The 25,257-nt window shown below is 57.9% G+C and carries 18 protein-coding genes and 3 tRNA genes; 8 read left to right on the forward strand and 13 right to left on the reverse strand.

The features are described 5' to 3' along the window. Complete coding sequence (locus ACLI1T_RS05205; protein ID WP_349886733.1) at positions 1-1,104, reverse strand: isochorismate synthase; 1,104 nt, start codon at positions 1,102-1,104, stop codon at positions 1-3. 187 nt (positions 1,105-1,291) lie between these two features. Between ACLI1T_RS05205 and ACLI1T_RS05210 the strand changes: the two genes are divergently transcribed. Next, the gene (locus ACLI1T_RS05210; RefSeq protein WP_411703231.1) at positions 1,292-2,320 is read left to right on the forward strand and encodes an alpha/beta hydrolase family esterase; all 1,029 of its coding nucleotides are present in this window, start codon (positions 1,292-1,294) and stop codon (positions 2,318-2,320) included. 24 nt (positions 2,321-2,344) lie between these two features. Here ACLI1T_RS05210 and ACLI1T_RS05215 read toward each other — a convergent pair whose 3' ends face one another. The 7 genes from ACLI1T_RS05215 to ACLI1T_RS05245 are packed head-to-tail and all read right to left on the reverse strand — an operon-like array spanning position 2,345 to position 12,026. Continuing rightward, positions 2,345-3,892: a choice-of-anchor M domain-containing protein gene (locus tag ACLI1T_RS05215; protein ID WP_411703232.1), complete on the reverse strand. Its 1,548-nt coding sequence runs from the start codon at positions 3,890-3,892 to the stop codon at positions 2,345-2,347. Continuing rightward, entirely contained in the window at positions 3,889-4,809 is a 921-nt protein-coding gene (locus ACLI1T_RS05220; RefSeq protein WP_411703233.1) for an anchored repeat-type ABC transporter permease subunit, read from the reverse strand. Before ACLI1T_RS05220 ends, ACLI1T_RS05215 begins: the two co-directional genes overlap by 4 nt. Then, positions 4,806-5,540 carry an anchored repeat-type ABC transporter ATP-binding subunit gene (locus ACLI1T_RS05225; protein ID WP_349863110.1) on the reverse strand — a complete coding sequence of 245 codons (735 nt, stop codon included), beginning with the start codon at positions 5,538-5,540 and terminating at the stop codon, positions 4,806-4,808. The genes ACLI1T_RS05220 and ACLI1T_RS05225 overlap by 4 nt, the downstream gene beginning before the upstream one ends. Continuing rightward, a complete protein-coding gene (locus tag ACLI1T_RS05230; protein ID WP_411703234.1) occupies positions 5,527-6,417 on the reverse strand; it encodes a choice-of-anchor M domain-containing protein in 891 nt (296 codons plus the stop codon). The genes ACLI1T_RS05225 and ACLI1T_RS05230 overlap by 14 nt, the downstream gene beginning before the upstream one ends. After that, positions 6,410-7,915 (reverse strand): anchored repeat ABC transporter, substrate-binding protein, encoded by a 1,506-nt coding sequence (locus ACLI1T_RS05235; protein WP_411703235.1) that lies wholly within the window; start codon positions 7,913-7,915, stop codon positions 6,410-6,412. The genes ACLI1T_RS05230 and ACLI1T_RS05235 overlap by 8 nt, the downstream gene beginning before the upstream one ends. Further along, the gene (locus tag ACLI1T_RS05240; protein ID WP_411703236.1) at positions 7,915-9,507 is read right to left on the reverse strand and encodes a choice-of-anchor M domain-containing protein; all 1,593 of its coding nucleotides are present in this window, start codon (positions 9,505-9,507) and stop codon (positions 7,915-7,917) included. Before ACLI1T_RS05240 ends, ACLI1T_RS05235 begins: the two co-directional genes overlap by 1 nt. A 56-nt stretch (positions 9,508-9,563) precedes the next feature. Continuing rightward, positions 9,564-12,026 carry a choice-of-anchor M domain-containing protein gene (locus ACLI1T_RS05245; protein WP_411703237.1) on the reverse strand — a complete coding sequence of 821 codons (2,463 nt, stop codon included), beginning with the start codon at positions 12,024-12,026 and terminating at the stop codon, positions 9,564-9,566. A gap of 233 nt (positions 12,027-12,259) precedes the next feature. On the opposite strand from ACLI1T_RS05245, the gene gltX reads away from it, so the two are divergent. The 4 genes from gltX to ACLI1T_RS05265 all read left to right on the forward strand — a co-directional run bounded on the left by gltX (position 12,260) and on the right by ACLI1T_RS05265 (position 14,461). After that, positions 12,260-13,753, forward strand: coding sequence for a glutamate--tRNA ligase (gltX, locus tag ACLI1T_RS05250; RefSeq protein WP_411703293.1), 1,494 nt, complete (start codon positions 12,260-12,262; stop codon positions 13,751-13,753). A gap of 227 nt (positions 13,754-13,980) precedes the next feature. Continuing rightward, positions 13,981-14,052, forward strand: a tRNA-Gln gene (locus ACLI1T_RS05255). Positions 14,053-14,090: 38 nt separating this feature from the next. Beyond that, positions 14,091-14,163: transfer RNA gene (locus ACLI1T_RS05260), tRNA-Glu, on the forward strand. 225 nt (positions 14,164-14,388) lie between these two features. Continuing rightward, positions 14,389-14,461 (forward strand) — tRNA-Glu (locus ACLI1T_RS05265). 336 nt (positions 14,462-14,797) lie between these two features. Here ACLI1T_RS05265 and ACLI1T_RS05270 read toward each other — a convergent pair. From ACLI1T_RS05270 to ACLI1T_RS05285, 4 genes are all read right to left on the reverse strand, one after another. Next, on the reverse strand, positions 14,798-16,987 hold the full coding sequence (locus ACLI1T_RS05270; protein WP_411703238.1) for a YhgE/Pip family protein: 2,190 nt from the start codon (positions 16,985-16,987) through the stop codon (positions 14,798-14,800). After that, positions 16,984-19,656 carry a YhgE/Pip family protein gene (locus ACLI1T_RS05275; protein ID WP_411703239.1) on the reverse strand — a complete coding sequence of 891 codons (2,673 nt, stop codon included), beginning with the start codon at positions 19,654-19,656 and terminating at the stop codon, positions 16,984-16,986. The genes ACLI1T_RS05270 and ACLI1T_RS05275 overlap by 4 nt, the downstream gene beginning before the upstream one ends. A gap of 233 nt (positions 19,657-19,889) precedes the next feature. Next, on the reverse strand, positions 19,890-20,183 hold the full coding sequence (locus tag ACLI1T_RS05280) for a hypothetical protein (protein ID WP_411703240.1): 294 nt from the start codon (positions 20,181-20,183) through the stop codon (positions 19,890-19,892). A gap of 216 nt (positions 20,184-20,399) precedes the next feature. Beyond that, positions 20,400-21,083, reverse strand: coding sequence for an IclR family transcriptional regulator (locus tag ACLI1T_RS05285; protein WP_284771557.1), 684 nt, complete (start codon positions 21,081-21,083; stop codon positions 20,400-20,402). Between the two features lie 52 nt (positions 21,084-21,135). On the opposite strand from ACLI1T_RS05285, the gene leuC reads away from it, so the two are divergent. The 3 genes from leuC (at position 21,136) to ACLI1T_RS05300 (ending at position 24,096) form a co-directional block, all read left to right on the forward strand. Further along, a complete protein-coding gene (gene leuC / locus ACLI1T_RS05290; protein ID WP_411703241.1) occupies positions 21,136-22,557 on the forward strand; it encodes a 3-isopropylmalate dehydratase large subunit in 1,422 nt (473 codons plus the stop codon). Between the two features lie 22 nt (positions 22,558-22,579). Then, positions 22,580-23,170, forward strand: coding sequence for a 3-isopropylmalate dehydratase small subunit (leuD, locus tag ACLI1T_RS05295; RefSeq protein WP_023026471.1), 591 nt, complete (start codon positions 22,580-22,582; stop codon positions 23,168-23,170). A gap of 137 nt (positions 23,171-23,307) precedes the next feature. Beyond that, the gene (locus tag ACLI1T_RS05300) at positions 23,308-24,096 is read left to right on the forward strand and encodes a hypothetical protein (RefSeq protein ID WP_349886717.1); all 789 of its coding nucleotides are present in this window, start codon (positions 23,308-23,310) and stop codon (positions 24,094-24,096) included. A 28-nt stretch (positions 24,097-24,124) separates the two neighbouring features. On the opposite strand, the gene ACLI1T_RS05305 is transcribed toward ACLI1T_RS05300, so the two are convergent. After that, positions 24,125-25,123, reverse strand: coding sequence for an NUDIX hydrolase (locus ACLI1T_RS05305; RefSeq protein WP_023026475.1), 999 nt, complete (start codon positions 25,121-25,123; stop codon positions 24,125-24,127). Positions 25,124-25,257: the final 134 nt, after the last annotated feature.

Here is a 25,257-nt window from a genome sequence, read left to right on the forward strand (position 1 = left end):
TTAAAGGCTCAGCGCCCGTAAGATCGTCTGGAGCTTGGCGGTGGTTTCTTCCAGCTCCGCTTGGGCATTGGAGGCACCCACTACGCCGCCGCCGGCCCAGGCGCGGGCGGAGAGGCCATCGCCGGCAACTTCCGCGCAACGGATAGCTACCATGTATTCACCGTCGCCGGAGCTATCGCACCAGCCGACGGTGCCGGCATAGAAGCCGCGGTCGGTCTCTGCGGTCTCAATAAGCGCCTGCGCAGCTTCCGTCGGCGTGCCACAGATTGCGGGGGTGGGGTGGACAACTTCTGCCAATTCCAGGGCGGTGAGGTCTTTATCCCGCAAGGTACCGGTAACCGGCGTGCCCAAGTGCCACATCTCATTGGTGTGTATGAGCTGCGGGGTATCGGGGATATCGAGGCTGCTGCACAGTGGTTCTAGCACCTTGCGCAGGTGATCTACCACAAAGGAATGCTCGAGCAGATCCTTGGCTGAGTGCAAGAGGTCTTGGCTGGCAATGTGGTCCGCCGCTTTATTGGCCCGGCGCGGGGTAGAGCCGGCGAGCGGGAATGCAGACACGGTCGAGCCTTGGCGCTTGATCAGCACCTCTGGCGAAGAACCGACCAGCATGGCCCCTGGGCGGCCCGCAGGGGAGAGATCCGCAATGAAGCCATCGCGGTTGACGGAGAGATCGATAAGGCGCGCGGCCACCAGCCGCGGATCGATGGGGGAGGTAAATTCGATATCGACCGCGCGGGCTAAAACCACCTTTTCTAGCTTCGAGGTTTCGATGGTGCCGATGGCCGCCTCCACGCGGCGTAGGTGCTCTTCGGGTTCTGGATCAAAGCCCACGACGCGGGACTTGAGCGTTTGATTGCGGTAGAACGCATGTGGCTCTAGCGGGCCGTCTTCCCGGATGATTGATTCTGGCACGGTCAGGGCGGCGGGGGTATCGGAATCAAAGGGGATGGCGCCAACGACCATCTCGGCCTCGCCTCGGTGCAGGGCGTCAACCGCAGCCTCGGCATTGGTAAAGGTGTCCCGCGCACCTTGGGTACGGACAGACCCCGTTGCCCGGGAGAGCAAAAAATCGGGGGCGGTGCTTGGTCTGTCTTCGTGCATGGGGATCTAGCTTAGTGCCTCATTAAAAGTTGGTAGAAATTACCCTCCGCCAAGCGTGTGGATACCCTCTGGCACAACTGATGTAACTATTGTTACTTAAGTGGCTATTGTGACTAAAGTTTTTCTCCGATTTACCTATCTCTTGACCTCACTGCTAGTAATAGGCGCAGCTTTAAGCGTGCCGGCAATGGCGCAGGAACAAGAAGATGTCGGATCACCGGTAGAACCGACGCACCCAGTGCCTGTGCCAGAACAAGACCACCACTCCGGCGAGTCCGTGATTCCAGAACCAGATGGCTCGCATTTGCTTCCAGAAGGCGTCACTGAATCGACGCCCCGCGATGTTGAGGCGCACACGCCTGATGACGGTGAGCCACCAGTTCCGGGTAATTCGGAGCCGGCTCCTCCTGCACCTTCTGCTGATCCCAGCATTAATCCTGATCCGCCCATTGCACCGGGAACTATGGAATCGCTCGAGATGGAGCACGAAGGAAAACAGCGCCGCTACCTCGTGCGTATCCCCGATAATTACTCGCCCGAGAAACCATCCCCGGTGCTTTTTGGATTTGGCGGTTGGGGAGATTCCCCGGAAAACTTCTCCAGTTACGCCCGAATGGGAAATACGTCAGCCACCGATGAGGCCATCATCATTTACCCGGAGGGCTACGAACGCGCTTGGGAAGCAGCGCCATATGCCAAAACTCATGACGGTGAAGATATCCGCTTTATCAAGCGCATCTTGGATGCGGTGGATGCGGACTATCATGTGGATCGCAATCGCGTCTACGCCATGGGAATGTCCAATGGAGGGGGTTTTACCTCGGTCTTGGGCTGTCACGCGCAAGATACTTTTGCTGCGGTTGCCATGGTCTCCGGAGCTTTTTATAACCCCGTTGAAACCAATTGCGGCGATGCGCCAATGCATACACTCATCATGCATGGCACCCACGATCAGATGATGACCTATGAAGGCGGCGACCGGCACGAAGCTGGCTATCTTCCCGTGCGCACAGTCTTGGGAGGCTATCTTAACCGCAATCGCTGCGATATGACCTTCCAAACCCAGGCGGAGGTTGGAGGAGCCGAGCGCCTGAACTTCAACGGTTGCCACAAGGACGTGGAATTGATCAAGGTGCCTGGTGAACACACGTGGTTTTGGCAACCGGATACCCCGAATGTTGTGTGGGACTTCCTTTCCACCAAGACACGTGTGTAGCCCTAGTCATTACTTTTAGAGCTTTTAGTCGACGCGTGGGATCTGCGTCGTGGCATCATCTGCTTGCGGCGCCCTAGGCTGTTCTGGCTGCTCAGGCTGTTCTCCAGCGAGCTTTTTCTTGCGGAAAAACTGCACATATACCAACAGGCCAATTCCTAGCACGAGGGCGAATGCGCCGAGCCCCGCCAAGATGCCCGCCCAAAAGCTGCTCTTGGTCAGCGAGGCGGTGTAGGCGGCACCGGCAAGCGCTTCATTGTTCTGGTTCTTGCCACCTGCAGACGCGTTGGGCGCAGGAGCTGAACTGTGCTTTCCAGACTTTGTTCCTTTTGATTTGCTGTCCTTAGACTTGCTGCTCTTGGACTGCGGGGAGGACTTGCCCGCGGACTTCTGGCCAGAACTTCCGCCGGACTTGGAGTGCGCAGCCTTAGAACCGGAGCGAGAGCCGCTGCTTGCCGATGATCCCTTCGATGAGCCGCCGCCCGAATTGCGCGACGCAGCACCAGAGCCTGCCCCAGAACCGTGGGCTTGGTTAGTCTTGCTCTGGCCAGAACCGCGAGCAGAGCCCTTGGTGGATCCGGACTTCGACCCAGACTTGGAGCCTTGGTTAGATCCCTGCTTCGAACCAGATTTCTTGGCTTCTTTCGAGCCTCCGGATTGGCCCTGCTTCGCTGGTTTATTGCCGGATTGATCCTTGGCGTCTTTGTCTTTCTTTTTATCGCCTTCGAGGAATTTTTGGCCTTCCTTCAGGGTATTTTCCAGCTCCTTGTCCAATCCCGCGATGGCCTTATCTACGCCTTTAATATCCTTGGCCAGCTGTTCTGGGCGGGAGGTCCCGCCTGAAGGGGCACTGGCCTCGGGATCGTCGGATTCTTCGTAGTCGACACCGCACAGCTCTGCTGCATCCGCGTCATCGCCGACGAGGAATCCCGCGTGCAGGTGGTGGCGGGAGCCATCGGGAAGCTCAAAGGTAAAGCTGACGGCGTAGGTGCCCGGCTTGGTAAAAGCGAAGGCAGGGTGAGCGTGGGATCTGCCGGGATAATCCCAGGCGGTGCCGTCCTCGGTATCCATCCGCACCTTAAGCTCGCCGATGCCCTCATTTTGGAAGGCCACAATGCGCCCATCTTCGGGCCCGGACGCGATGGCCATGCTGAGCGTCGCGGTCTGCTTGGATCCGAGGTAGTCCTCGGAGAGTTCCTGGGTATTAAAACCGAGCCACGGAACATCCTCAATCTGGGTTTGCGGCAGCACCCACCCCTCATCAGGCAGGGAAGGGATCTTGAGATCGGAAATACGCTGCTTGTTCTTATCCGCTACCTCGACCGCGAATTCTTCCGACTGGTATTCCTTGCGTGCGTGGTCATCTTTGACCACAAAGTTGATATCCCCACCATCATCTTTCAACGCCATGTCTTGGTGGCCTTCGGTAATACGGATAAAGTCCTCAGCGCTGCAGGTCTCTGCGGCATGCGCGGTGGTTAAAACGGAAGAGGGCAGGCCCACACCGGTGAGGGTTCCCACGCTGAGGAATCCGGCGGTGCCTAGGGCAAGAGCGGTACGGCACAAGGGTTTCATGATTCGATGGTTTCCTTTCGTGGGGAGTTCTCGGAAGCGTTGGCTGGCACGCGAGGAGAAGAGTGGCCAGGTTTGCGGCGGGAGCGCAAGAAGGGATGCAGGGCCCAGACAATGAGGAAGAGGACCGTGAGGGTGAGCACGATGGTCGCGCCCGCGGGGAGATCTATGGCCCATGCCAAATAGATGCCGAAGAAGCTGCACACTGCGCCGATGATGGCGGAGAGGAACATCATCGTGGTCAGGTTGGCCGTGAGCAGGCGCGCCGTAGCAGCCGGGGTAATCAGCAGGGCGAGGACCAAAATATTGCCGATGGTGCTTACGGAAATGACCACCGCGGCGGTCACGCACAGGTAGAGGATGATATCCAGGGCGAAGACCGGCAGGCCCATGGCCCGGGCGGTCTCCCGGTCCAAGCAGGTGGCGTTCAGCTGCGGACCAAAGGCCACGACCACTGCCAGGACCACCAGGCAGACGCTTGCGGCGACGGTGATATCTGAACGCGAAACGCCGGTGAGCGATCCGAAGAGGAAGCTGGTCAGCGATGCGCTATAGCCATCCGTGCGCGAAATAATCACCATGCCCAAAGCAAAGGCGGCGGCAAAAAATATGCCGATGATGGAATCCGCGCGCACGTGGTTGCGTTGCGAAAACGCAGCGATGAGCACCGCGACGACCGCGCCGGCAACCGCCCCGCCCAGCAACACCGAAGTCTGCAGCGCAAAGGCGATGGCCAGGCCAGGGAACACGGCGTGCGAGACGGCATCGCCAATAAAGGCCATGCCACGCAGCACCACATAACAGCCGATGACCCCGCACACGATGGCGGCGATGAGCGAAATGCCCACCGCCCGAGCGAGGAAATCGAGGTGGGGATTGGTCAAATCCCGCAAGAAATCGATAAATGAGATATCAATCATGCAGCTACTCCAATCGCAGCGAGCAACGGGGAAGAGGCACTGACGCCAAACGCGCGGGTCCACGGATCCTTCTTGGCCAAAAGCTCATCGGCGGGACCATCTGCAATAACCGTCCGATTAAAAAGCACCAGGCGCTTGCACGTGTGCGCCGCCTCCGACAGGTTATGGGTAGACATCACGATGGATTTTCCTTGCGCCGCAAGCTCGGCGAAAAGCTCTAATAAGGCCTCGGTATTTGGGGCGTCGAGGCCGGTAAAAGGTTCATCGAGTAACAAGACCTCTGGCTGAATGGCCAGGGCGCGTGCAATCAATACGCGCTGGCGCTGGCCGCCGGAAAGCTCCTCGATGGGACGGGAGGCAAATTCCTCCATATGTACCAAGCGCAGCGCCTCCGCGGCGGCTGCGTGATCCTTTTTCCCAGGGCGCTTAAACCATCCGATGAGCCCGGTGCGCCCGCTGAGTACGGTGCGGTACACGTTGATGGGAAAGCCCCATTCCACCTCGTGGCGTTGCGGAACATAGCCCACAGATCCGGTGACGGTACACGTGCCAGAGGAGGGTATAAGACCCAAAATGGCGCGCATCAGCGTGGTTTTGCCGGCACCATTGGGGCCTAAGAGCCCTATGAATTCACCGGTGCCTACCTCGAGGTTGGCGTCCTCAATAACGGTGCGGCCAGATAGTGCTACCTGCAGTCCGCGCACCTGAATGCACGGCTTAGGCATGGCCATCGCCCCGCTTGCGGGATTTCACGAGCACGGCAACACCGGCGATCAGCACGATGATTCCGCCGCCGACCAAAACATAAACCCAGACCGGAAGGGAAGAATCCTCGGTCGTGGCCTCTGCTGGGTTCCACTCCGCATCCTGGGCGGCCTGGGTATCTGCGCCGTCGCCCACAGCGAAGGTCAGCACGCCGTCGGTACTAAACTCCTCGCCGTTTGTGGTTTCACCCTTAATCCGGATGCCCACCTGGTGGGTGCCCGGCTCAGTAAAAGTCCAGTTGGCGTGGGTGTGCGTATTGAGATCTACCCAGAACTCAGACTCGCTTTTTTCTGCCGTAGACCACAGCAGCTGGGGTGCCTCAAAGCCACCGTTTTGCAAAAAGAGGGAAAAGTCCCCTGGGCCGGAGTGGCCGAGGAATTCCATGGTGACGCCGCGATCGGCGTTATCGACAAGCGAAGGCGCCTGGGTATTCCATCCCAGCCACGGGACGCCGGCCTGCTCAGTCTGCGGGACAACCCAGACATCCTCGCCAGATTGTGCACCGACGAAGCTGAACTCATCGGTATCCGGCAGCGTTTGCTGGGCCGCATCGCCTACTGAGAACACCAGGTCATCAAGGTGGCGCCACACCGGGGAATCGCCTGCATCATCGCGGGCCAATAGCTCGGCATCGGAGCCGTCTAGCAGCGTGCCGATATCAACGTGGCCCGCATCGATGACCTTTTCTTCGCCCTCGGGCGCCACGGTTTCATCCGCGCCGACCACCTGTGCGAGGTCGCCGGCCCAAGCCGGCGTTGCGGATACGGCTAAGCCGGCGGTGACGATGCAGGCCGCCGTGCGAGTGGCCGCGCGGGTAACGGTTCGAGAAGCAAGGTTAAGCATGGTTATCTCCATTCGAAGGATGTAGGCAACGCTGCAGCGAGTCAGCATTAAATTTCATGAGATCGATATAAGTAGGCACGGCATCATCAAGCGTGTCGCCGTAAATGGGGCACAGCTCCACGTTTTGCTGCGCGGCAGCCTCCTTCAGCGTGCTGGCGCTGGCCTGTTCCACTGGCTCCACAAAGACCGCGGGAAGGTGCAGGTTCTCCAGCGTCCGGCGCAGGGCAATGACTTCCCGTGGCGAAGGTTCAATGGCGGGGTTGGGCGTCACGAACCCGGCCACCGACAGGCCATAGCCCTGCTCTAAGTAGGCATAGCCGTGGTGGGTGGTGACCAAGTGCCGGTTGCTCTGCGGGATGGAAGAGATCGCGCGGTCTACGTACCCGTCAAGCTCGCGCAGTTCTGCGATATAGGACTCGGCACGAGCGCGGTAATCGGCGCCGTGGGACGGATCCGCATTCGCCATTTCTTCAGCGATCACATCAACATAGGCAATGGCATTGTCCACGTTGTGCCATAGGTGCGGGTCCACCTCGCCGTGGATGTGTTTACCCAAGACCGCCTGGGGGAGCAGGTACGTATCCGCACCGGGCGTTCCCAAGAAGCGGTAGGCGGGATCCGGCGGAATGGGCTGCAAAACCGAGGAGGGGACCGCCACCGCGGCATCAGCGGGATCAAAATGCTGGTCTTGATCGCGCAGATCAATAGATCCCTCTGCCACGTCAGCGGCAATATCCACGTGGCCGGAATCAATGACATCCATATCCTCCGGCGGGTTCACGCCTACCGCGACGGTGAGATGCTCTACCTCAGTGCCATCTGCCTGAAAGCCCAGCTTATAGATGCCCGGTTCCGAAAAGCCCCATGAGACGTGCGTGTGCGCATTGGCTGGGAGGGTGACCGCATCATCGCTGGCGTCGATGCCATCGGCGCTATTAAACAGCACTTCCGGCGTACCGAAGGTGGAGACCACGTAGGCTGCGACATCGCCTGGCCCCTCGGCAGAGACCATGCGGAAATCCACGCCGGAGTTGCGCTGCTCGGCACCACTAATGCGCAGGCCCAACCAGATGGCATCCAGGGAGACATCTTCTACTAGCGGCACGAGGGTAGCGCCGCGGGTGGAGGCGGAGTCAGCGACTTCCACCACGGGTGCGTCCGTGGATTCGTGCAGCGTATCTATCAGCGATTGCGGTTCCAAGAGGTATCCATTGCTCAAGGCGAGGTCTGCATTGGCCACGTTGCGCACCGTGCGCAGCGTGGGCTCAAAGGTGTGCGGGTCCTTTCCACTCGGGATAAGCCCGGTGACCGAAGCATCCTCGCCTGCGACGTGGCGGGCCATATCCGCCAGAATGGGCGTCGTGGCGACCACGCTGAAGCGATCAGAGGTATCCACCGCTGCCGAGGTCGTGCAGCCTGCCGCGAGGAGGGAGACGCTACAGAGCGCCCCTACGGCCTGCAGCCCGCGCGGTACGAAACGGTAGTGGGACACTGGCATTAATTCTTTGCCCTCGCGACAGCGAGTCGTGCAATGCCCAGGCCAAGGAACAGCATGCCCAAGCCGAGCACACCGATTCCGAGTGGCATGGTGGGGGTCCCAGTATTGGCAAGAGCCGCGTTACCGCCCTTACCGGATGCGTTCGCACCGGAACCGCCAGCGGCATCCTGGCCAGCACCGGAGCCATTAGAGCCCGCGCCGGCTGCGGCGCCAACACCACAGTCGCCGCCATCCGGGTTCACTTCCGCGCCCAGGTCGAAGTGGCCATTATCGAAGGAGCCATCTGGCCTGCCACCGCCGACGACAAAGTGCAGCGTTGCTTGGCCTGCTACTTGCTTGCCGGCAGAGGTCTGGGCCACCTTGCGGATCGTCACGTCATAGGTGCCCTGCTTTTCGAAGACCCAGTTAGGGTGCACGTGGGTATTGGGGGCGATATTGTAGCTGCCTTCCACAGCGCCGTTCGCGCCGCGGAACCATTCATCGCCGACGATCTTGCCCAGGCCACCCTGGCTGTAGACCATCATGGCACCAGGGCCCTTCATATCGACGAGCTCCCAAGTAACATCACCCGGAATGTGCTCGCGCATGGAAGGGCTCTGGGTATTTGCACCGAGCCATGGCACGCCATCGACCTGCGTAGAACCGATCATCCACGCTTGGCCGGCCGATACGGGACCAACATCTTCTGGCAGTTCGACGCTGGAATTATCGGAGAGGTAAAAAGTCGCGCCATCGGCATCGCGCCACTGCGGCGGCGAAACCGTATCGTCTTTAATCTGCGGGATAATACCCGGCCGGCACTCTGGATCCGAGGACTGACCATCGCTTGCGGCGCTGCCGCCCTGTCCACTCTCGGAATTGCCATGTCCGGCTTCATTACCGGAGTTGTCTGCAGCGCCGTTGCCGCCCGCGGAGCGGTGAGTGGAGGTGGCATCGCCGCCTTCGCCCACCTGCCAGGTATAGGTCACCGCGTTACTGGTTTGGCCGTTGGAGGAGGCTTGGACGGTCATCTCATACGTACCGGCCTCGCTGAAAGCCCAGTTGACGTGGCGGTGTGCAGGCTGTGGCTGGTTAATCACCTCGCCGCTGGTGAGCTCCATCGAACCGGAATTGGTCACGGCGCCGACGTTGCCGAAACCAGAGGTTTCAAAGACATAGACCGAGCCCGGCCCAGAAATATTGGTGAATTCGAAGTCAACGTTGGTAAAGCCACCATCGCGCGCCGGCTGAGTATCCCAGCCTGGCCAGATGATATTCGGGTCCTGGGTTTGGGGCAGGAAGTAGGTCGATTCGCCAATCTCGGGAACGCCCTCGGTGGCATCGGACCATGCCGATTCCACGACTTGGAGCAGTACGTCATCGCCAGGGCGCTCGACGTGTGAACCTGTGACATCTTCCTGCATGGATAGGTGCAGCTGGCCGTCCGGCGCAGTGACGTAGAACGCATCGATATGGCCGGAATCAAAGACATCCTCGAAGGCAAAGGCCGGTGAGGCCGGAACGAAAAACGCGATAAGGGCGGTAATCACCGCCGCGATGATGCGGCTGCCAGGCCGGTGGGCTCTGGTGCGCGAAATGGTGTTGGTATCCATGGTTGAGGCTCCTTTAAAGCGCCTGGGGTGGGTTCCCATTTGCTGCGGATTAGTAGTTAGATGCGCCAGCCAAAGCGCTCACGAATGAGGTCTTGGTTGTCGCGGAAGAAGTTGTAGAAGGCCTTGAAAGTGATGCCAAGGACCGCGGGCAAGACCAGGGCCCAAGGATTAAACGAGGACCCTGCTGGAGCCGACGGCTTAGATGGCTCGGATGGCTTGGAAGGCTTAGACGGTTTCGATGGCTTGGACGGCTTTGCCGAGTCCGAAGGTTTCTCGGATGGCTTCTCGGAAGGCTTTTCCGATGGGGCATCGGATGGCGCTGGCGTAGAACAGGACTTCACCGCCTCATCACCAATGGCAAAGGTCAACGTCTGTGGTTTGGATGCAAGTTCTTTGCCATCGGTGGTAGTTGCCGTATAGGTTGCCTCAAACGTGTAGATGCCCGGCTTGGTAAAAGCCCAATGGGTATGCTTGTGCGATGCGAAAGTGGTCTCGATCGTGTGATCGTTTTCGGCGGAATTGGCAAGGACGTCATAGCCGACACCCCTGGCCTTATCGATGTATGCGCCCCACTCAGCGCCCTCTGGCGTGTGCGTGGGCTTGAGGTTCAAATTGACCGTGCCATCTTTCATCTTGGAATAATCCAATTTTTCGGTGTTATACCCCGGCCAGATGATGGCTTGGTTCTGCGTCTGCGGCAGGTGGTAGAAGCGGTCTCCGATATTGCCAAGGAAATCGAACTTTTTATCACCCAGCTGCTGGCCGCGGGGAGTAAGCGCGTTTTTGTGCACGCCGAGCACCACGTCATCCAGCGAGCGGTCTACCGACTCCTTATCTACTTGGCCTGTGTCATCGCGCAGGACAGTGCGGAAACCGTCGTCAGTAGGCAGCGCCTTGATATCGACGTGCCCGCGGTCAAGTACCTGCTTTTCGCTGCAGCGCTGAGCTTCCTCGTCCTTTGGTGGTTGAGATGGTGCCGGCGTATCGCTGGGCGCGGGTGAATCGCCGGACCCAGGCTTTTCACCTGGGGTAGCGGCATTGCCATCGGTGCTGGTAGAAAGCTCGTCTTTCGCTTCGTAGTTTTCACCGAATTCGAAGGGCTCGGCAAGCACCGTGCTGCCGTGGCCGGCCTTGACAGTGGAATGCGGGAAGACGTTTACTTTGGCAATCGTGTCCTTAAAGAGCTCGCCATTGGTAAAAGTAGCCTCTCCGTGCCCGTTGGTAATTGGGGCTTCCACTGGTGCCGTGGGGTCCGCGTCGTTTTTGTCGGCATAGAGACCACCAGTCATCACGCCGCTGAAGTTTTTATCATCCATATCGATGATAATTTTGGTTCCGCCTTTGCCCTGCTGGCGTATCCGCACCTTATAGCCGGTTTCTTGCAGCGTTACCTCTTCGGTAGGGGCCAGCTGGCGCGGATTCTCGGCTTCTTCCCACTTCTCTTCGGAAGAGGAGGAGTCGGTGTGGGCGGAAGAGCCGGGGGTAAATTTCACCTGTTGCGAAATCCAGCGCGGCGCATCGCCTTCTGGGGTAAAGACGGCCTGGATATTGGACGATTCTGGACCCATGTACTCATCCCACTCGGCGTGGCCGTCGGTGACAGGCAGATCGGTGAGGAAGTAGCCATCGATAAGCAGCGTAAGCGTGCCAGATGCCTTGTTCTTTGCATCGAAGGAAATGGTGGTGAGCTTATCGTCACCGTCCTTTTCCGGATTCTGCTTCTTATCCATGCTCAGGCTGTAGCCAGCAGCGGCCACATCACCGGAGGAGGAGTTCTCGAAACGTTCCTTGAGACTGGGGGTCTTTTCATCCTTTGGCTTTTGCCCGCCCACTTGATAGCTGGTGGTCTGCGGCTTACTGGCCACGAGCTGCCCATCCGCCGTGCGCGCGGTGGTGCGATAGGTCAAGCGATAACGGCCGGGCTTGGTAAAGAGAGTGGCGTTATGAGTGTGGGTACCGGCATTGAGGTATGTGGAGTGCGGTGAGTCTTGGAAGGAGCCCAGCATGCGATGGAGCTCGGCGCCGTCTTCATCGTCCTTGTTGGTAAAAAGCTCCACGTCGCCCGGGCCATCCACGCTTAAAAGGTCGAGGAAGGCGATGTTATCGCGGAAATCTTTCACGGGAAGCCCAGTGTCTGCGCCGAAACCGATCCAGATGGGTTCTTGGTTGGCGGAGGCCTGGTAGGGAGCCGTGTAGTAGGTGGTGCCTGGGTCACCGATGTAGTCCTGCGTGCCGTTTTCAGGCAGGGAATACATAAAGTTCTGGTGGCGCTTACCGTCCTCGTCTTCGCGGGTATAGCCTTTGCCTATCCAAGCAACGGTGTCATCGATAAGCGGAGTTTGGCCGGAAAATTCGGATTTCAGCAGGAAGTTGTCTTCTTCCCAAAAGCTCTTGGGGGAGTCGACGTGGGTTTGGGTTGCGATGTGTTTGCCATCGTCTGGGCCGGCGTAGGCGGTAGCCGGGGTGATCAGCGCGATCGTGCTGAGCGTGGCTATGAAGCGGATACGAGGAGATGCCACCAGCGCGTTACCTTTCTGCAGTTGTCAGTAGTTCACCTCGAAACTATAGAAAATGATTCCCAATACTGAATAATCGATTGAAAACCGTTCCCGTTTACCTGTGGGTTTATAATGAAACTCGTTATCATCTACCCCTTTTTGTGTGTAAGAAAGTAAATGGAGACGCACTTTTGGGTAGTAGAGTGAGGCGCTGGTTTGGCCTGGTGCGGACTGTGTCCCGCGACTCCACTACGATGGTGGCCATGACTGAAGTTCGCGTTAGATTTTGCCCTTCTCCCACTGGTACCCCGCACGTTGGCATGGTGCGCACCGCCCTATTTAACTGGGCCTACGCCCGTCACACCGGCGGAAAGTTGATTTTCCGAATCGAAGATACTGATGCTGCCCGCGACTCGGAAGAGTCCTACCAGGCCATCATTGATTCCTTGACCTGGCTCGGATTGGGCTGGGATGAGGGCGTCAATGTGGGCGGCCCGCATGAACCGTACCGGCAGTCCCAGCGCATGGACATTTATAAAGACGTGCTCAATAAGCTTATCGATGCCGGGCACGTCTACCCCGCCTACTCCACCGCGGAGGAAGTAGAAGAGCGGCACAAGGCAGCCGGGCGCGATCCTAAATTGGGCTATGACAACTACGACCGTGACCTGACGCAGGAACAGATCGAGGCCTTTGAGGCTGAAGGCCGCAAACCTGTCTGGCGCCTGCGCATGCCGGACAAGGATTGGGCCTGGACCGACCTCGTGCGCGGCGAGATGTCCTTCAAGTCTGAAACTCAGCCTGATTACGTGGTGGCGCGCTCCAACGGAGCTCCGCTCTACACCCTGGTAAACCCGGTAGATGACGCGCTGATGCGCATTACCCACGTACTGCGCGGCGAGGATCTTCTCTCATCCACCCCGCGCCAGCTGGCAATGTATGACGTGCTGAAGGAAATCGGCATCGCGGAATTTACTCCGGAGTTTGGTCACCTTCCCTTCGTGATGGGCGAGGGGAAGAAGAAGTTGTCCAAGCGCGACCCGCAGTCCAACCTCTTCAATCACCGCGATAACGGCATCATCCCCGAGGGCATGCTCAACTACCTGTCGCTGTTGGGTTGGTCCCTGTCCGCGGATCAGGACATCTTCAGCATGGATGAGCTGATTGAAAGCTTCGATGTAAACGACGTTCTGGGTAACCCGGCCCGCTTTGACCAGAAGAAGCTCGAGGCCATCAACGCCGACCACATTCGACTTCTCGATCCTGAGGAATTTGCCTTCCGCCTGCGCAATTACCTGACGGAGTACACCGACTTCCCGGCCGATTGTGATGGCGAGAAATTCGCCTTCGCTGCGGACCTGGTGCAAACGCGCATTAAGACGCTTGCCGATGCCTATGGGCTACTCAGCTTCCTTATCACGCCCGATGCAGAGCTCACCTTGGACGAAAAGGCGGCCAAGAAGAACCTGAAGGAAGATGCCGTCCAACCCCTCGAGGTGGGCATTGACACCCTTGAAGCGGTAGAGGAGTGGAAGACCGATGCTATTGAAGCCGCGCTATCCAAGGCGCTCATTGAGGACCTAGAGCTAAAGCCGCGCAAGGCCTACGGTGCGCTGCGCGTAGCCATTTCTGGTGCCCAGGTTTCGCCACCGCTGTTTGAGTCCATGGAGCTTTTGGGCAAGGAGTCCACCTTGGCGCGCCTGCGTGCTGCCCGCGAGGTAACTCCGTACGTTCCTGCGGCCGAGTAAGGCTGGCACCACCAGAAGCATGGTGGGCGCAGCCCGCTAAAGCGGCGGATGAACATCGAACTACACAGATGTCATCTGCCGCTTTAGTTTAGCTCAAGAAAAACGCCTAAAAATGCCGGTTGCGCTGGCGATTTGGCGCATTGGATAACGATCATTATAGTTATAACACGTTGCAGCGAGCAAGGGAGCGTAGCCGATAAGGATGCGATTCCAAGCGAGTGAGCAAATGGCCTATGGTGTAATTGGCAACACAGCGGTTTCTGGTACCGCCATTCTAGGTTCGAGTCCTGGTAGGCCAGCAGTGAAAATGCTTTTAAAGCAGGCTCACTAGTTCTATGCCCCGTTCGTCTAGAGGCCTAGGACGCCGGCCTCTCACGCCGGTAACACGGGTTCGAATCCCGTACGGGGTACAAGTAAAATGATTCCTCCAGCCACCACGGTTGGAGGAATTTTTCATATGCGCCCGCGGCTCAATCGGGACCAAAGTGGGTCTGAACTGGGGGATTTACCGGCGCGAAGTCCCTTACTATCTGCTGATTTGTATTGTGTTTACCCATCGTTTACTGTTTAACGAGTCCGCAGCAAGCAAGTGAGAAAGCAGCACTGCTTTTGATTTGCATGCTACGTGCGAACGAGCCCCGTTCGTCTAGCGGCCTAGGACGCCGGCCTCTCACGCCGGTAACACGGGTTCAAATCCCGTACGGGGTACATATTTTGGCTGCGAGGTTCACCGCTCGCAGCCTTTTCTTTTGCCATTTTTTCTCGCGTCTCCAGGGGGCTAGAGAAGTAGATTAAGTGGCGTTTAAACGGCTCTCTCTGCACCACATGGAGCATCGCGTTGTCGGGGTGCGGTGAGCGAGGGAGGCATCGGAAAGCGCCTGCTATGGCCCCAGAGTCCGCCCTTCGCGCTCACTGGCTATGCGAGAGCTGGGGTGGGTTGTGGGCCTCCGTGAGCGCCAAGGGAGGGTGGTGGCTCGACCACTGCAAGAAAGAACGCCCAGCGAGCCTCTCAGGCTGCACTGGGCGTTGAATGTAGGTGGAAGGCTATGCCATGACCTTCGTCTTCTTAATCGCCTTCTGGAGGCGCTTGTGGTAGTTATCCATGGCGGGACGCAAGAACAGGCCGAGGATGAGTGCCGGGATGGCGAAGAGAAGGAGCATGCCGAGCTCACGGAGGATGTCGGCCTCGTAAATGCCGGCGATGGCGCTGCGGAACGCGTCGATGCCGTAGGTGGCCGGCAGCCACGGGCTGACATTTTGGAACCACTCTGGAAGAAGCGGCAGGGGATAGGCGCCGCCGGAACCGGAGACTTGGATGACCAAAAGCAGAACCGCGAGGGCCTTGCCCGCGCTATCGAATGTGATAACCAGTGAATATATTATCAACATAAACACCAGTGAGATTATCCACGAGGCAAAGAGCATCATGAATGGGTGCTCGGGCTCGATCTCCACGAAGAAAACCAGGCTGAGGACGACGAGGGTGGCTTGGGCGATGCCGATGAGCCCAAAGGTAAGGAAGCGGCCCAGAAAGACTTGGTTCCTGGTGAAGTGATCCTTCTTGTCGAGGCCTTCGTTCTTCTTCAAGTACTTGCGCTCGGCGTTGGTGTGCACCAGCACGCAGGCAAGCAGGGCACCTACCCACAGTGAAAGCGTGAGGTAGAACGGCGTCATACCAACACCGAATGCAGCAACATCGTAGATGGGCTGGCGGTCCACGTTGACCGGCGAAGCGATTCGGGAGGCCAGTAGCTCGGGATCATCGCCAATGAGACCGGCGAGCTGGCTGAGGTCACCGCCGTCGCGGATCTCATCGATCTTTTGGCTGAGCTCGCCAAAGCGGCCCGCCTGCTGCTGCAATGTACCGGATAGGCTTGCGGTTAGATCGCGCACCCGCACGAGGGCATCGTTGTCATTAGAGATGGTATTTCGGATGCCTGCGATATCGCGTTTGACCGCATCAACATCGTTGGCAACCGTACCCACACTATCTCCCAGAGCCGCTAGCTGTGGCTTCAGATTAGAGTTATAGGAGTTGCGGGCGTTTTCGACGGCCTGCTTGGCGCTGGCAATCGCAGCTTGCGTTTGCTGCTTGGACTCTTGGGAATTCCCGCCATTTTCGATGTTATCGGCCGTAGAGGTCAAGGAATCGTGCAGCGCATTGCTCTGGGCGATGCTGGCATCCAGCTGCCCCATCATGGCCGCATAGCCTGCCGCTACCGGGCCTGGGAGATCGACCTTATCGGCTTCTTTCTGGATGCTGTCCTTCACGCCTTGGAAGGCTGCGGTCTGCTGTCCCACGCGGTCCGCGGCAGTGCGGAAGGTTTGGGCGGTCTGCGCGGAGGTGGCGCTGGCATTGTTCAGCAATTCCTCGATTTGTGAGGATAGGACCTCGTAGCTCTGCGTCGTCGCGGCAAGGGACGCATCCAAGGAACCAGTGGACTCATCCAGCGTGGACTTTAAGATATCGATGGGTGATTCGCCGTTGTCATTGGTGGTACTGGAGGCCTGGTTTCCCGCTTCATTCAGGATGTTATTGGCCGCCTGGGTGAGCGGAATGGTGGAATCTACCAGGTTACTCAGCGCCATGACCGTGCCAGAGGCTGCATCGAGGCGCGACTGTACGGTATTGACTCGGTTGTGCACGTTGTTGAGCGCGGCCTGGGTATCGCCCTCATCAAGGTACTGGTCCAGCGAGGAAATGACGCCTAGGCCCACATTGGATACGACGCGGGTAAATGACTCATCGATCTTCTGGATCACACCGGTAGCACTGCGTTGGGTAATCGTGGTCGACAGCGCGTTCTTCTTCTCGTTGGTGTAGAGGTTGAGCTTGCTCGGCTCGGTTCCTTCCACATAGAAGGTGAGGAGGTTGGAGCTAAAATCCTTGGGCAAGACGATGCCGGCGTAGTACTCACCGGATTTGGTGCCTTCTACGGCATCATCGCTGTTGGTGAGGACCCAGTTGATTTCGTCGTTGCGACTGAGCTGGGATAAAACCTCATCGCCTAAGTTGAGCTTAAGCGAAGCGAGGTCGCTTTGGTGTCCCTCATCCTCACTGGCGACGGCGATTTTGAGCTGTTTGGTGTTGGCAAATGGATCCCAGCTGGCGAGCACGTTAAAAGTGGTAAAAAGCAGCGGGATAATGGCGAGGCCGAAAATGATGACGGCGGTCATTACGTTGCTACGGATGGCCTTAAGGTCATCGCGGAGAATGGTCAGGATATTGTTCATGACTTATCTCCCTTTCCGGATTCTTCGCCGTCGTCGGCGGGCTTATCTGTAGTATCGCCCTGCGATTGTGGGGCAGAAGATATTTCGGGGTGTTTATCTGACTGGACATCTTCTAGCCGATATTGATTGGGGTTTTGGCGTTGATGCTCTAGGTGCTGCTGAATTTCTTCATCGCTGAGATCCGCCAAGCGGTTATCGTGCGCGATGCTTTGTTTAACGTATTCCAGCGAACAAATGACCGCGACCGCAATCAGCGCCACGAGGCATGCAATGCCGAAAAGGATCGCTTTCTGGTCCGGCATGAACCGGGAGCAAATCACGAGCGCGAGCACCAAGGCCACCCCGATGGCAATGGTCAGCTTCATCAGCTGCGAATAATTCTTCCGCGCGGTCATCCACTTGGTATCCAAGCTCTTTTGGTATCCCTCGCGGTCTGCGGAGGCATACAGAAGATCGGTGAAGCGGTAGCGGCTGCCAATCAGGTGGACCTGCTCGTTGATAACGAGCCCGCCCTTGGCCAGCTCGTCATTGACCAGCATGGTGACGTTGGACAGGCTGCGCCTTAAGAGTGTGCCCATGAGGTAGGCAACAACCGCCATTCCGGTCAGCGCGGCGATATCGCGGATGTAATGGGTGCCGTAGAACCCGCCCACCGTCTCGCGCATCGCGTCGATGCCGTAGGTAAAGGGCAAGAAGGGGTGGACGGCGCGGAAGAAGTCCGGCGTCATCTCGATGGGGTACAAGCCCGATGCGCCGGGAATCTGAATGAAGGCAAAGACCACCGCTATGCCGCGGCCCACGTGACCGAATGTCGAGACTAGGCCATAGGTAATGCTGAGGTAGCACAGGCTGATGAATACGGAGGTAAGGACATAAGCGGTGGCGCTGACGTGCTCAACGCCGATGACCAAGTTACCGATGGAAACGATCAGCGCCTGGGCAATGGCGAAAAAGCCGAGCAGCAAGAAGCGCGAGAAGTACGCCTTAGTGATGGTCAGATCCCGGCGGCCCTGTGGGTCAACCTCGGCGCGGAAAATGATTAGGAGCATAAACGCGCCGATCCACAGCGTGAGGTTGATAAACAGCGAGGACATGCCGGAGCCGTAGTGCGTGACGGGGAAGACCGCATGGCTTTCCATCTCTGCAGGCGAGGAGAGGAAGGAAGACACGTGGTCCGTATCAAGACCGTTGACGGACTTCAGCACGGTGTTGTTATTGGCCGTGTTGCTTAAGGCAATAACATCGGTGCGCGCGGAGCGAAGGCCTTCTTCGACGCGATCCAGATCAACCGAGAAGCGCTTTACCACTTCTTGGGCGTGGGTTAGCTGCTCGTCGACGCCCCCGAGAAGCCCGTCCGTTTGCCCAACCAGAGCCTTTTGGCTGTTGAGCGAGGCAGATAGGCGTCCGGCGGTAGCTGAGACATCAGACAGCGCAGAATTGAGCTTAGGCAGGCCGTTGGCCACGTCATCGCGCAGTCCGTGGGAATCATCGCGGGCCTGGGACGCCATGGAATTGAGCAATTCCGAGGTTTTATTCAGCGAATCAAGGGTGGCATTGGTATCGCTGTTAAGGGAATCCAGCTCTCCTAACACCGCCCGGTTTTGATTGTTGCGGTCGCGCAGATCAGAGACCGACTGGTTGATCTGCTGGGAGACCTCTGGCGGAAGTGCTGGCAAGGAAGCGACACCGGCTAATTGGTCGATGGCTTTATCCGCCTGGCCGAGGATGCCTTGGGCGCCGTCGGTGGCGGCATCGACGCGGTTGAGAGCGCCGGTTAACCGACCGGTGACAGAACCGATATTGGCATTGGCGTTCGCGGTGCCATCGGCAACCGCAGTCGTGCCTTGGATATAAGCAGCTGTTGCATCGTCGGCGAAGGAAGTTACTTCCTTTTGCACCTCGTCGGTCAAGGAGGTGACCTGGTTTAAGGCCTGCTGCGCGTCATCAATCGTGGTCTGCACGGAGCCTAGCGACGTGCGCGCCTGTGCGATAGTGGGGCGCGCATCGTCGATAGTGGCGTTGACATCCGCCAGGGAATTGCGCGAATTGGCCACGGTATCGGCGGTCTCTGAGAACGAATTCGCGGTATTGCCCGCGGTGCTATTGATCCTATCGCTGAGGTCGCCGCCAGAGTTTCTCAGCTCGGTGGAAACCGATTTCGCGACGTTTTCATTAAAGGTCGCGCTAATCGTGGTTTCGAGGGTAGAAGAACCAGAGTCGGTGACCTTTGGCGCAATGGCATTGATTTTCTCATTTACCTGGTACTCCAAGGTGGGCTGAGAATAAGTGCCTTGGAACAGGCTGACAAAGTCAGAAGAAAAATCTTCCGGCACGATGATGGAGGCAAAAACGTCGCCAGATTTTACGGCGTGTTCAGCTTCGCCGCGGTCCATAAACTGCCAACCGAGCTTGTCATTGTTGTGCAGCTTTTCCATCATTTGCCCGCCGACGTCAATATCGCCGGTGAGATCTGATGAGGCACCCTTGTCCTCGTTCACCACGGCTACCTTGAGGTGTTCGGTATTGCCATAGGGATCCCAAAAACCGGAGACATTGATCCAAGAATATAAGGCAGGGGTAATCATCAAACCGATGAGAATCACCCAGACTTGCGGCGTCCGCCACAGGCGGACGAAGTCTTGGAGAAAAAGCTTCCAACTAGTAATCACTCGAAAGACCGTAGCACCGAAACGGTGTTAACTAATAGTCAAGCGGGCAGATTCCGCGAAATTGACAGTTTGGTTACCTCTTGGCCACCGTGCTCCGCGAACGACTGCGGCTAAGGTTAATAAAAGGTTAATTCACGCTGGGCTAATACGTAGAAAAGCGCCGCCATAATCCATGCATCAAAGCGGTGGATTATCGCGACGCTCAGGCCCTGCAGGGCGCTAGGCGGCGAGGCTTAGTGCTCGTCGTAGTGATCGCCGTGGGCGGCGTGGCGGTGCCCGTCGTGAATGTAGTCAACGTGGTCGCCGTGCGGGACAGCAACGTGGCCGCAGCCCTCACCGTGGGTGTGGTCGCTGTGGGCTTCAGCCTCAATGTGCTCGTTGGTCTCGCATTCGTCCCAGTGGCCTTCGTGCTCGCGGTGGATGTGGCCATCGTGGACGAAGTCGGTGTGGTCCTTGTGTGGGAAAGCAACGTGGCCGCAGCCTTCGCCGTGGGTGTGCTCGTGTTCAGTGTGGGTAGCGTGAGTCATAATCGTGAATCCTTTCTGCGTCTTGGACGGGGAGTGACCTTCTCGTTTTCACTCTGTTTTCATTAAATCATGTTTTCAGTTCGGTTTCAATAGCGTGCGGGAGATTTTTCGGTGTTTTTCACTAGGCCGCAATTGGGGTGGGCTATGCGGAGGTAAAACACGGCAACGCCCTGGGCCGATGGGCGGCGCAGGGCGATGGTTACGGAGATGGGGATGCTAGAGCGACTCTGAAAGCTCTCGGGCAGCGGAGGTAAGGAGGTGGGCGTACTTCTTAGCGGGCGAGGGGCGGAAGCGCTCAGCGGAGCCTGAGATAGACAGCGCTGCGCGAAAAACGCCAGAAGAATCAAAGACGGGGGCGGAAATGGAAGCTAGGCCAGCTTCGCGTTCCTCGATGGATTCTGCGTAGCCTTGGCGGCGGGCAGCTTCCACCTCGGCGGTGCTGAATTGCGCGGCGTCAAGGGGGAAATCCACGTAGCCGGCGATGATGCGTGCTGCAGAACCAGAGGTTAGTGGTAGCTGTCGCCCCACCGGAACCACGTTGTGTAGGCCGGATTTGGGTTCGCGAGTGGCAATGCAGGTGCGGGTGGTTCCCGTGAACTCATAGAGCTGAATGGACTCACCGGTGCGGTTGAGGAGCTGATCCATGATGGGGCCTGCGACTTCTAAGATGTGATCGCGGTTGCCGGGGAGTGCTGGACCTGCCTTCCACTTTCCTTCAGGGGTGCGCACGAGGATACGGTGTGCTTCTAACGCGGTGGCTAGTCGGTGCGTCGTTGCCCGAGGTAGTCCCGTGGTTTCACATAACTCATTAAGGGTCGATGGATGGTTTGCGGCGGCCATCATGATGGCCATTGCACGATCTAGTACCTTAATGCCGGAAACTGCGCTATACTCTCCCATATAATGAAATCTACGTCCCAAATTATGAGATTTCAAGTGTGGAGTGATGTTTATGAACCAGCAGCTGACCTTGGCAGAAAAAGTATGGCGTGACCACGTTGTCCAGCAGGGCGACGCGGGCGCACCAGACCTTATCTATATTGACTTTCAACTTTTGCACGAAGTTACCAGTCCGCAGGCCTTCGATGGGCTGCGCCTGCAAGGCCGCACAATGCGGCACCCGGAATTGCACCTGGCAACCGAGGATCACAACGTGCCAACGGAAGGCATTAAATCCGGCAACCTCTTAGAGATTAAAGATGAGATATCGCGCACCCAAGTTTCTACCTTGCGCAAGAACTGCGAAGAATTTGGCGTGCGGTTGCACTCGATGGGTGATGAGCAGCAAGGAATCGTGCACACCGTTGGCCCACAACTGGGCATTACTCAGCCCGGCATGACTATTGTGTGCGGCGATTCGCATACCTCGACCCACGGTGCGTTCGGCTCCATCGCCATGGGCATCGGCACCTCAGAGGTAGAGCACGTCATGGCTACCCAGACGCTATCTTTGAAGCCATTTAAGACGATGGCCGTCGAAGTCACCGGCGAATTGCAGGAAGGCGTCTCCGCAAAGGACCTCATCCTGGCGATCATCGCCAAGATCGGCACCGGTGGCGGCCAAGGCTACATCATCGAATACCGCGGTGAAGCCATCCGAAAGATGTCCATGGAAGCCCGCATGACCATCTGCAATATGTCCATTGAGGCCGGCGCTCGTGCCGGTATGGTTGCGCCCGATGAAACGACGTTTGAGTACGTCAAGGGTCGCGAGTTCGCTCCTAAGGGCGCCGACTGGGATGCCGCGGTGGAGTACTGGAAGACGCTGCCTACTGACGATGGCGCCGAATTCGATCGCGTCGTAGAAATCGACGGATCAGCGTTGACACCATTTGTGACGTGGGGAACGAACCCGGGCCAAGGCCTGCCGCTGGGCGAAACCGTGCCGGATCCAGAAGATTGCGGCGATGACAATTCCAAGGCCACCGTGAAAAAGGCCTTGGAGTATATGGACCTGCAACCAGGAACCCCACTGCGCGATATCAAGATCGATACCGTCTTCGTGGGATCGTGCACCAATGCTCGCATCGAGGATCTGCGCGCCGCCGCCGAGGTGGTCAAGGGCCGCACCATCGATGCCAATACGCGCATGATCGTGGTTCCTTCCTCCGCGGTGGTTAAAGCCGATGCGGAAAAGGAAGGCCTCGACCAAATCTTCCAGGAGTTCGGTGCAGAGTGGCGCACGGCGGGATGCTCCATGTGTCTGGGCATGAACCCTGATCAACTGAAACCAGGGGAGCGGTCTGCATCCACGTCCAATCGTAACTTTGAAGGCCGGCAGGGCCCTGGCGGGAGAACCCACCTCGTTTCCCCACAGGTTGCTGCCGCTACCGCCGTCACCGGATACCTGTCCAGACCGGCTGACCTGAAATAAGCACGCGAGAAAGGTTGAAATAATGGAGAAATTTATCACCCATACCGGCACCGGAGTCCCGCTTTGGGCATCCAACGTGGATACGGACCAAATCATTCCCGCGCGCTATCTCAAATCGGTCAAGCGTACGGGCTTTGCGGAGGGCCTGTTTTCCAACTGGCGCTCTGATTCCACCTTCGTACTTAACCAAGAGCAGTTCAAGGACGGCTCCGTTCTCTTTGCAGGGCGCGACTTTGGCACCGGTTCCTCTCGCGAGCACGCAGTATGGGCCCTGCGCGAATACGGCTTCAAAGCAGTGTTCTCCTCGCGTTTTGCGGATATCTTCCGTGGCAACTCGGGAAAGTCTGGTCTGCTAACAGGGCTGATGGAACAAGAGGACATCGAGCTTATTTGGAAGCAGTTGGAGGCAGGGGAAACCCAAGTCACGGTCGATCTGGAGGCGCGCACCGTTCAGGTTGGTGAAAACACCTACTCATTCGATATTGATGACTATACGCGCTGGCGCCTGATGGAAGGCCTCGATGACATCGGCATCACCCTGCGCAATGAAGAAGCGATCACGAGCTTCGAGCACTCCCGCGCCAGCTTCAAACCTGCGGTTCACGCGGACTAATCCAGCAGGTGCGCCTCACGCTTTGGCGGGGGCGCACACCACCGTCGCCATGATCCGGGGCAGTGGTGGGGTAACGGTCAAATAACAATACTAACTTTGCAAGCGTGCAGCTGGGTTTATCTATTATTCTCTGCGGTATGACTTCGCCTTATTCCGGATCACGCGACCATGATGGCTACAACCACCACTCCCAACAGCCCTACTCAGGTGGGCAACCGGGATATTTTCGTGAGTCGCCCGGCCCAGGCGATACTGATACCGTCAGCATTATTGGCGATAGTTTCCGCTATTTCGGCCGCAATTGGGTACCGTGGCTTTTTGCCCCGCTGGTGCAAATGGTCGTTCTTTTCGTCGCATACCTCATCATTGCCATCGTCTTTGCCGCCGGTGGCGGTTCCCTTTCCATCGAGGCGGCGACCGAGGGAGCAGCCTTGGACGGTTCCCTCGGCGTCCTGGGCGTGGTGTTACTCGCCCTCGCGGTAATAGCCCTGTTAATTGTCTATCTGTGGGCAAATGCAATCTGGTACCAAGCCGCTAATAAGCAGGTCAATGGCCAGGATTTAACATTCAGGGATTTCTTCACGTTCAAGGGCATGGGTGGCATCATGCTGGCCTACCTCGTTACCAGCGTGGTCATCGGCATCGGCTTAGTCCTGCTGGTAATTCCCGGACTTTTCGCCCTGTTCTTCTGGTGGTGGGTCCCCGCCGTCAAGGCAGTACGCCCTGACCTAGGCCTAGGGGACTGCTTTAAGTTTTCCGCGGAGATCGCAAAGAGGGACGTCGGTACCACCTTGCTGGTCGGAATCGCGCTCATCATCCTCTACATGGCGCTGGGCTCAACCGTGGTGGGCGTCGTCGTGTTGCCGGGACTCATGGCCTTGACCCCCACCCTCTTTGTGCGCCGCAACCTCGGCATGCACGGCTAGGGGCAGGGGCTCGTGCGTCCCGGTCTGACTAGCGCACCGGCAGGGGGCTGGGAAGATAATCGGCGCCAGTTAATTCACCGTTATTGAAGGACAAAACCCACACCGAGGCCTTTTTAAACTTCAATTCCTCCTGCGGCTTCTTGAGGAATTGCGGCGCTAAGTCCTCAATGATGCCGGGGATGGTTTGTCCCTGGCTGATAATGACAGGCACCCCGCCGTCGTTTACAACACGACGGAAAGCTTTCTTGGCGGCCGCCGGGTTCTTTTCCCACACCTCGTCGCCAAAGTCCTTATTAATGGCAATGTCTTTACCCAGCTCATCGGCAAGCGGCGCGGCGGTTTGCTGGCACCGGTGCGGGCGAGCGGAATAGATCGCGGTGGGGTGGTATGCGGCCAGCATAGGCACGAGCATTTCCGCTTGGCGGCGGCCCTTCTTATCCAAAGGTCGCAGGTTGTCATCGCCTTCCCACTTCTTACGGTCATGGGCGTGAGCGTGGCGAACGTACAATACGCGCGTCGTGGGGGCGAGCTGCAGCCGCTTTTGCGCCTTGGCGACGACGTCGGTGTCAACGTCATAAGACAAAAGCTGCTGTGCTTGGTCAATGGGCACCCAACGCAGCTCGTCGGTCTCATCGTTGGGCGTATATGTGCCGTTGAGGTAGAACGCCGCCCAGTAATAGACCACCTTGGTGCGCCCCTGTACAGGGTAGGTAACCTTGCCAATCAACTTGCCAAGGCGCACGTGAAAGCCGGTTTCTTCCTCGATTTCCCGCGCCGCGGTAGTAGGCAGCGATTCGCCTGGGTCCACCTTTCCCTTGGGCAGGGACCAATCGTCATAATGCGGGCGATGGATGAGTGCGATTTCTGGGTTCGCAGGGTCGCCGCGCCAGACGACGGCACCGGCGGCAAGGGTAGTGCGGGGAAACTCCTTGGCGGGATCCACCGGAATTTCTTGATGCCGGCCGGAAATGAATTTTTCGGACTTTTTATCTTTATCAGTCTCGTGCATCTTCTTCGCGCTCGGCATAGCTCTTTGTGCCTTCCTTCGGTAAGTGAAAATTTGGCGTTAACCTCATGGTCATTGTTCCACGGGGGAGATCCCTGCCGCATCCTTGCCACGCCCAGAATGATAAATGCCTTAAGGTGGAAATAATAGGAAAA

The organism is Corynebacterium tuingiense, from assembly GCF_046718165.1.
GTDB lineage: Bacteria > Actinomycetota > Actinomycetes > Mycobacteriales > Mycobacteriaceae > Corynebacterium.

What these genes read in the sequence shown, in the direction of transcription:
- ACLI1T_RS05205 (WP_349886733.1), bottom strand. Translation starts at nt 1,104, where the DNA reads ATGCACGAAGACAGACCAAGCACCGCCCCCGATTTTTTGCTCTCCCGG.
- ACLI1T_RS05215 (WP_411703232.1), bottom strand. Translation starts at nt 3,892, where the DNA reads ATGAAACCCTTGTGCCGTACCGCTCTTGCCCTAGGCACCGCCGGATTC.
- leuC (WP_411703241.1), top strand. Translation starts at nt 21,136, where the DNA reads ATGAACCAGCAGCTGACCTTGGCAGAAAAAGTATGGCGTGACCACGTT.
- ACLI1T_RS05240 (WP_411703236.1), bottom strand. Translation starts at nt 9,507, where the DNA reads ATGGATACCAACACCATTTCGCGCACCAGAGCCCACCGGCCTGGCAGC.
- ACLI1T_RS05210 (WP_411703231.1), top strand. Translation starts at nt 1,292, where the DNA reads ATGGCGCAGGAACAAGAAGATGTCGGATCACCGGTAGAACCGACGCAC.
- ACLI1T_RS05230 (WP_411703234.1), bottom strand. Translation starts at nt 6,417, where the DNA reads ATGCTTAACCTTGCTTCTCGAACCGTTACCCGCGCGGCCACTCGCACG.
- ACLI1T_RS05235 (WP_411703235.1), bottom strand. Translation starts at nt 7,915, where the DNA reads ATGCCAGTGTCCCACTACCGTTTCGTACCGCGCGGGCTGCAGGCCGTA.
- ACLI1T_RS05225 (WP_349863110.1), bottom strand. Translation starts at nt 5,540, where the DNA reads ATGGCCATGCCTAAGCCGTGCATTCAGGTGCGCGGACTGCAGGTAGCA.
- gltX (WP_411703293.1), top strand. Translation starts at nt 12,260, where the DNA reads ATGGTGGCCATGACTGAAGTTCGCGTTAGATTTTGCCCTTCTCCCACT.
- leuD (WP_023026471.1), top strand. Translation starts at nt 22,580, where the DNA reads ATGGAGAAATTTATCACCCATACCGGCACCGGAGTCCCGCTTTGGGCA.
- ACLI1T_RS05300 (WP_349886717.1), top strand. Translation starts at nt 23,308, where the DNA reads ATGACTTCGCCTTATTCCGGATCACGCGACCATGATGGCTACAACCAC.
- ACLI1T_RS05280 (WP_411703240.1), bottom strand. Translation starts at nt 20,183, where the DNA reads ATGACTCACGCTACCCACACTGAACACGAGCACACCCACGGCGAAGGC.
- ACLI1T_RS05220 (WP_411703233.1), bottom strand. Translation starts at nt 4,809, where the DNA reads ATGATTGATATCTCATTTATCGATTTCTTGCGGGATTTGACCAATCCC.
- ACLI1T_RS05270 (WP_411703238.1), bottom strand. Translation starts at nt 16,987, where the DNA reads ATGAACAATATCCTGACCATTCTCCGCGATGACCTTAAGGCCATCCGT.
- ACLI1T_RS05285 (WP_284771557.1), bottom strand. Translation starts at nt 21,083, where the DNA reads ATGGGAGAGTATAGCGCAGTTTCCGGCATTAAGGTACTAGATCGTGCA.
- ACLI1T_RS05305 (WP_023026475.1), bottom strand. Translation starts at nt 25,123, where the DNA reads ATGCCGAGCGCGAAGAAGATGCACGAGACTGATAAAGATAAAAAGTCC.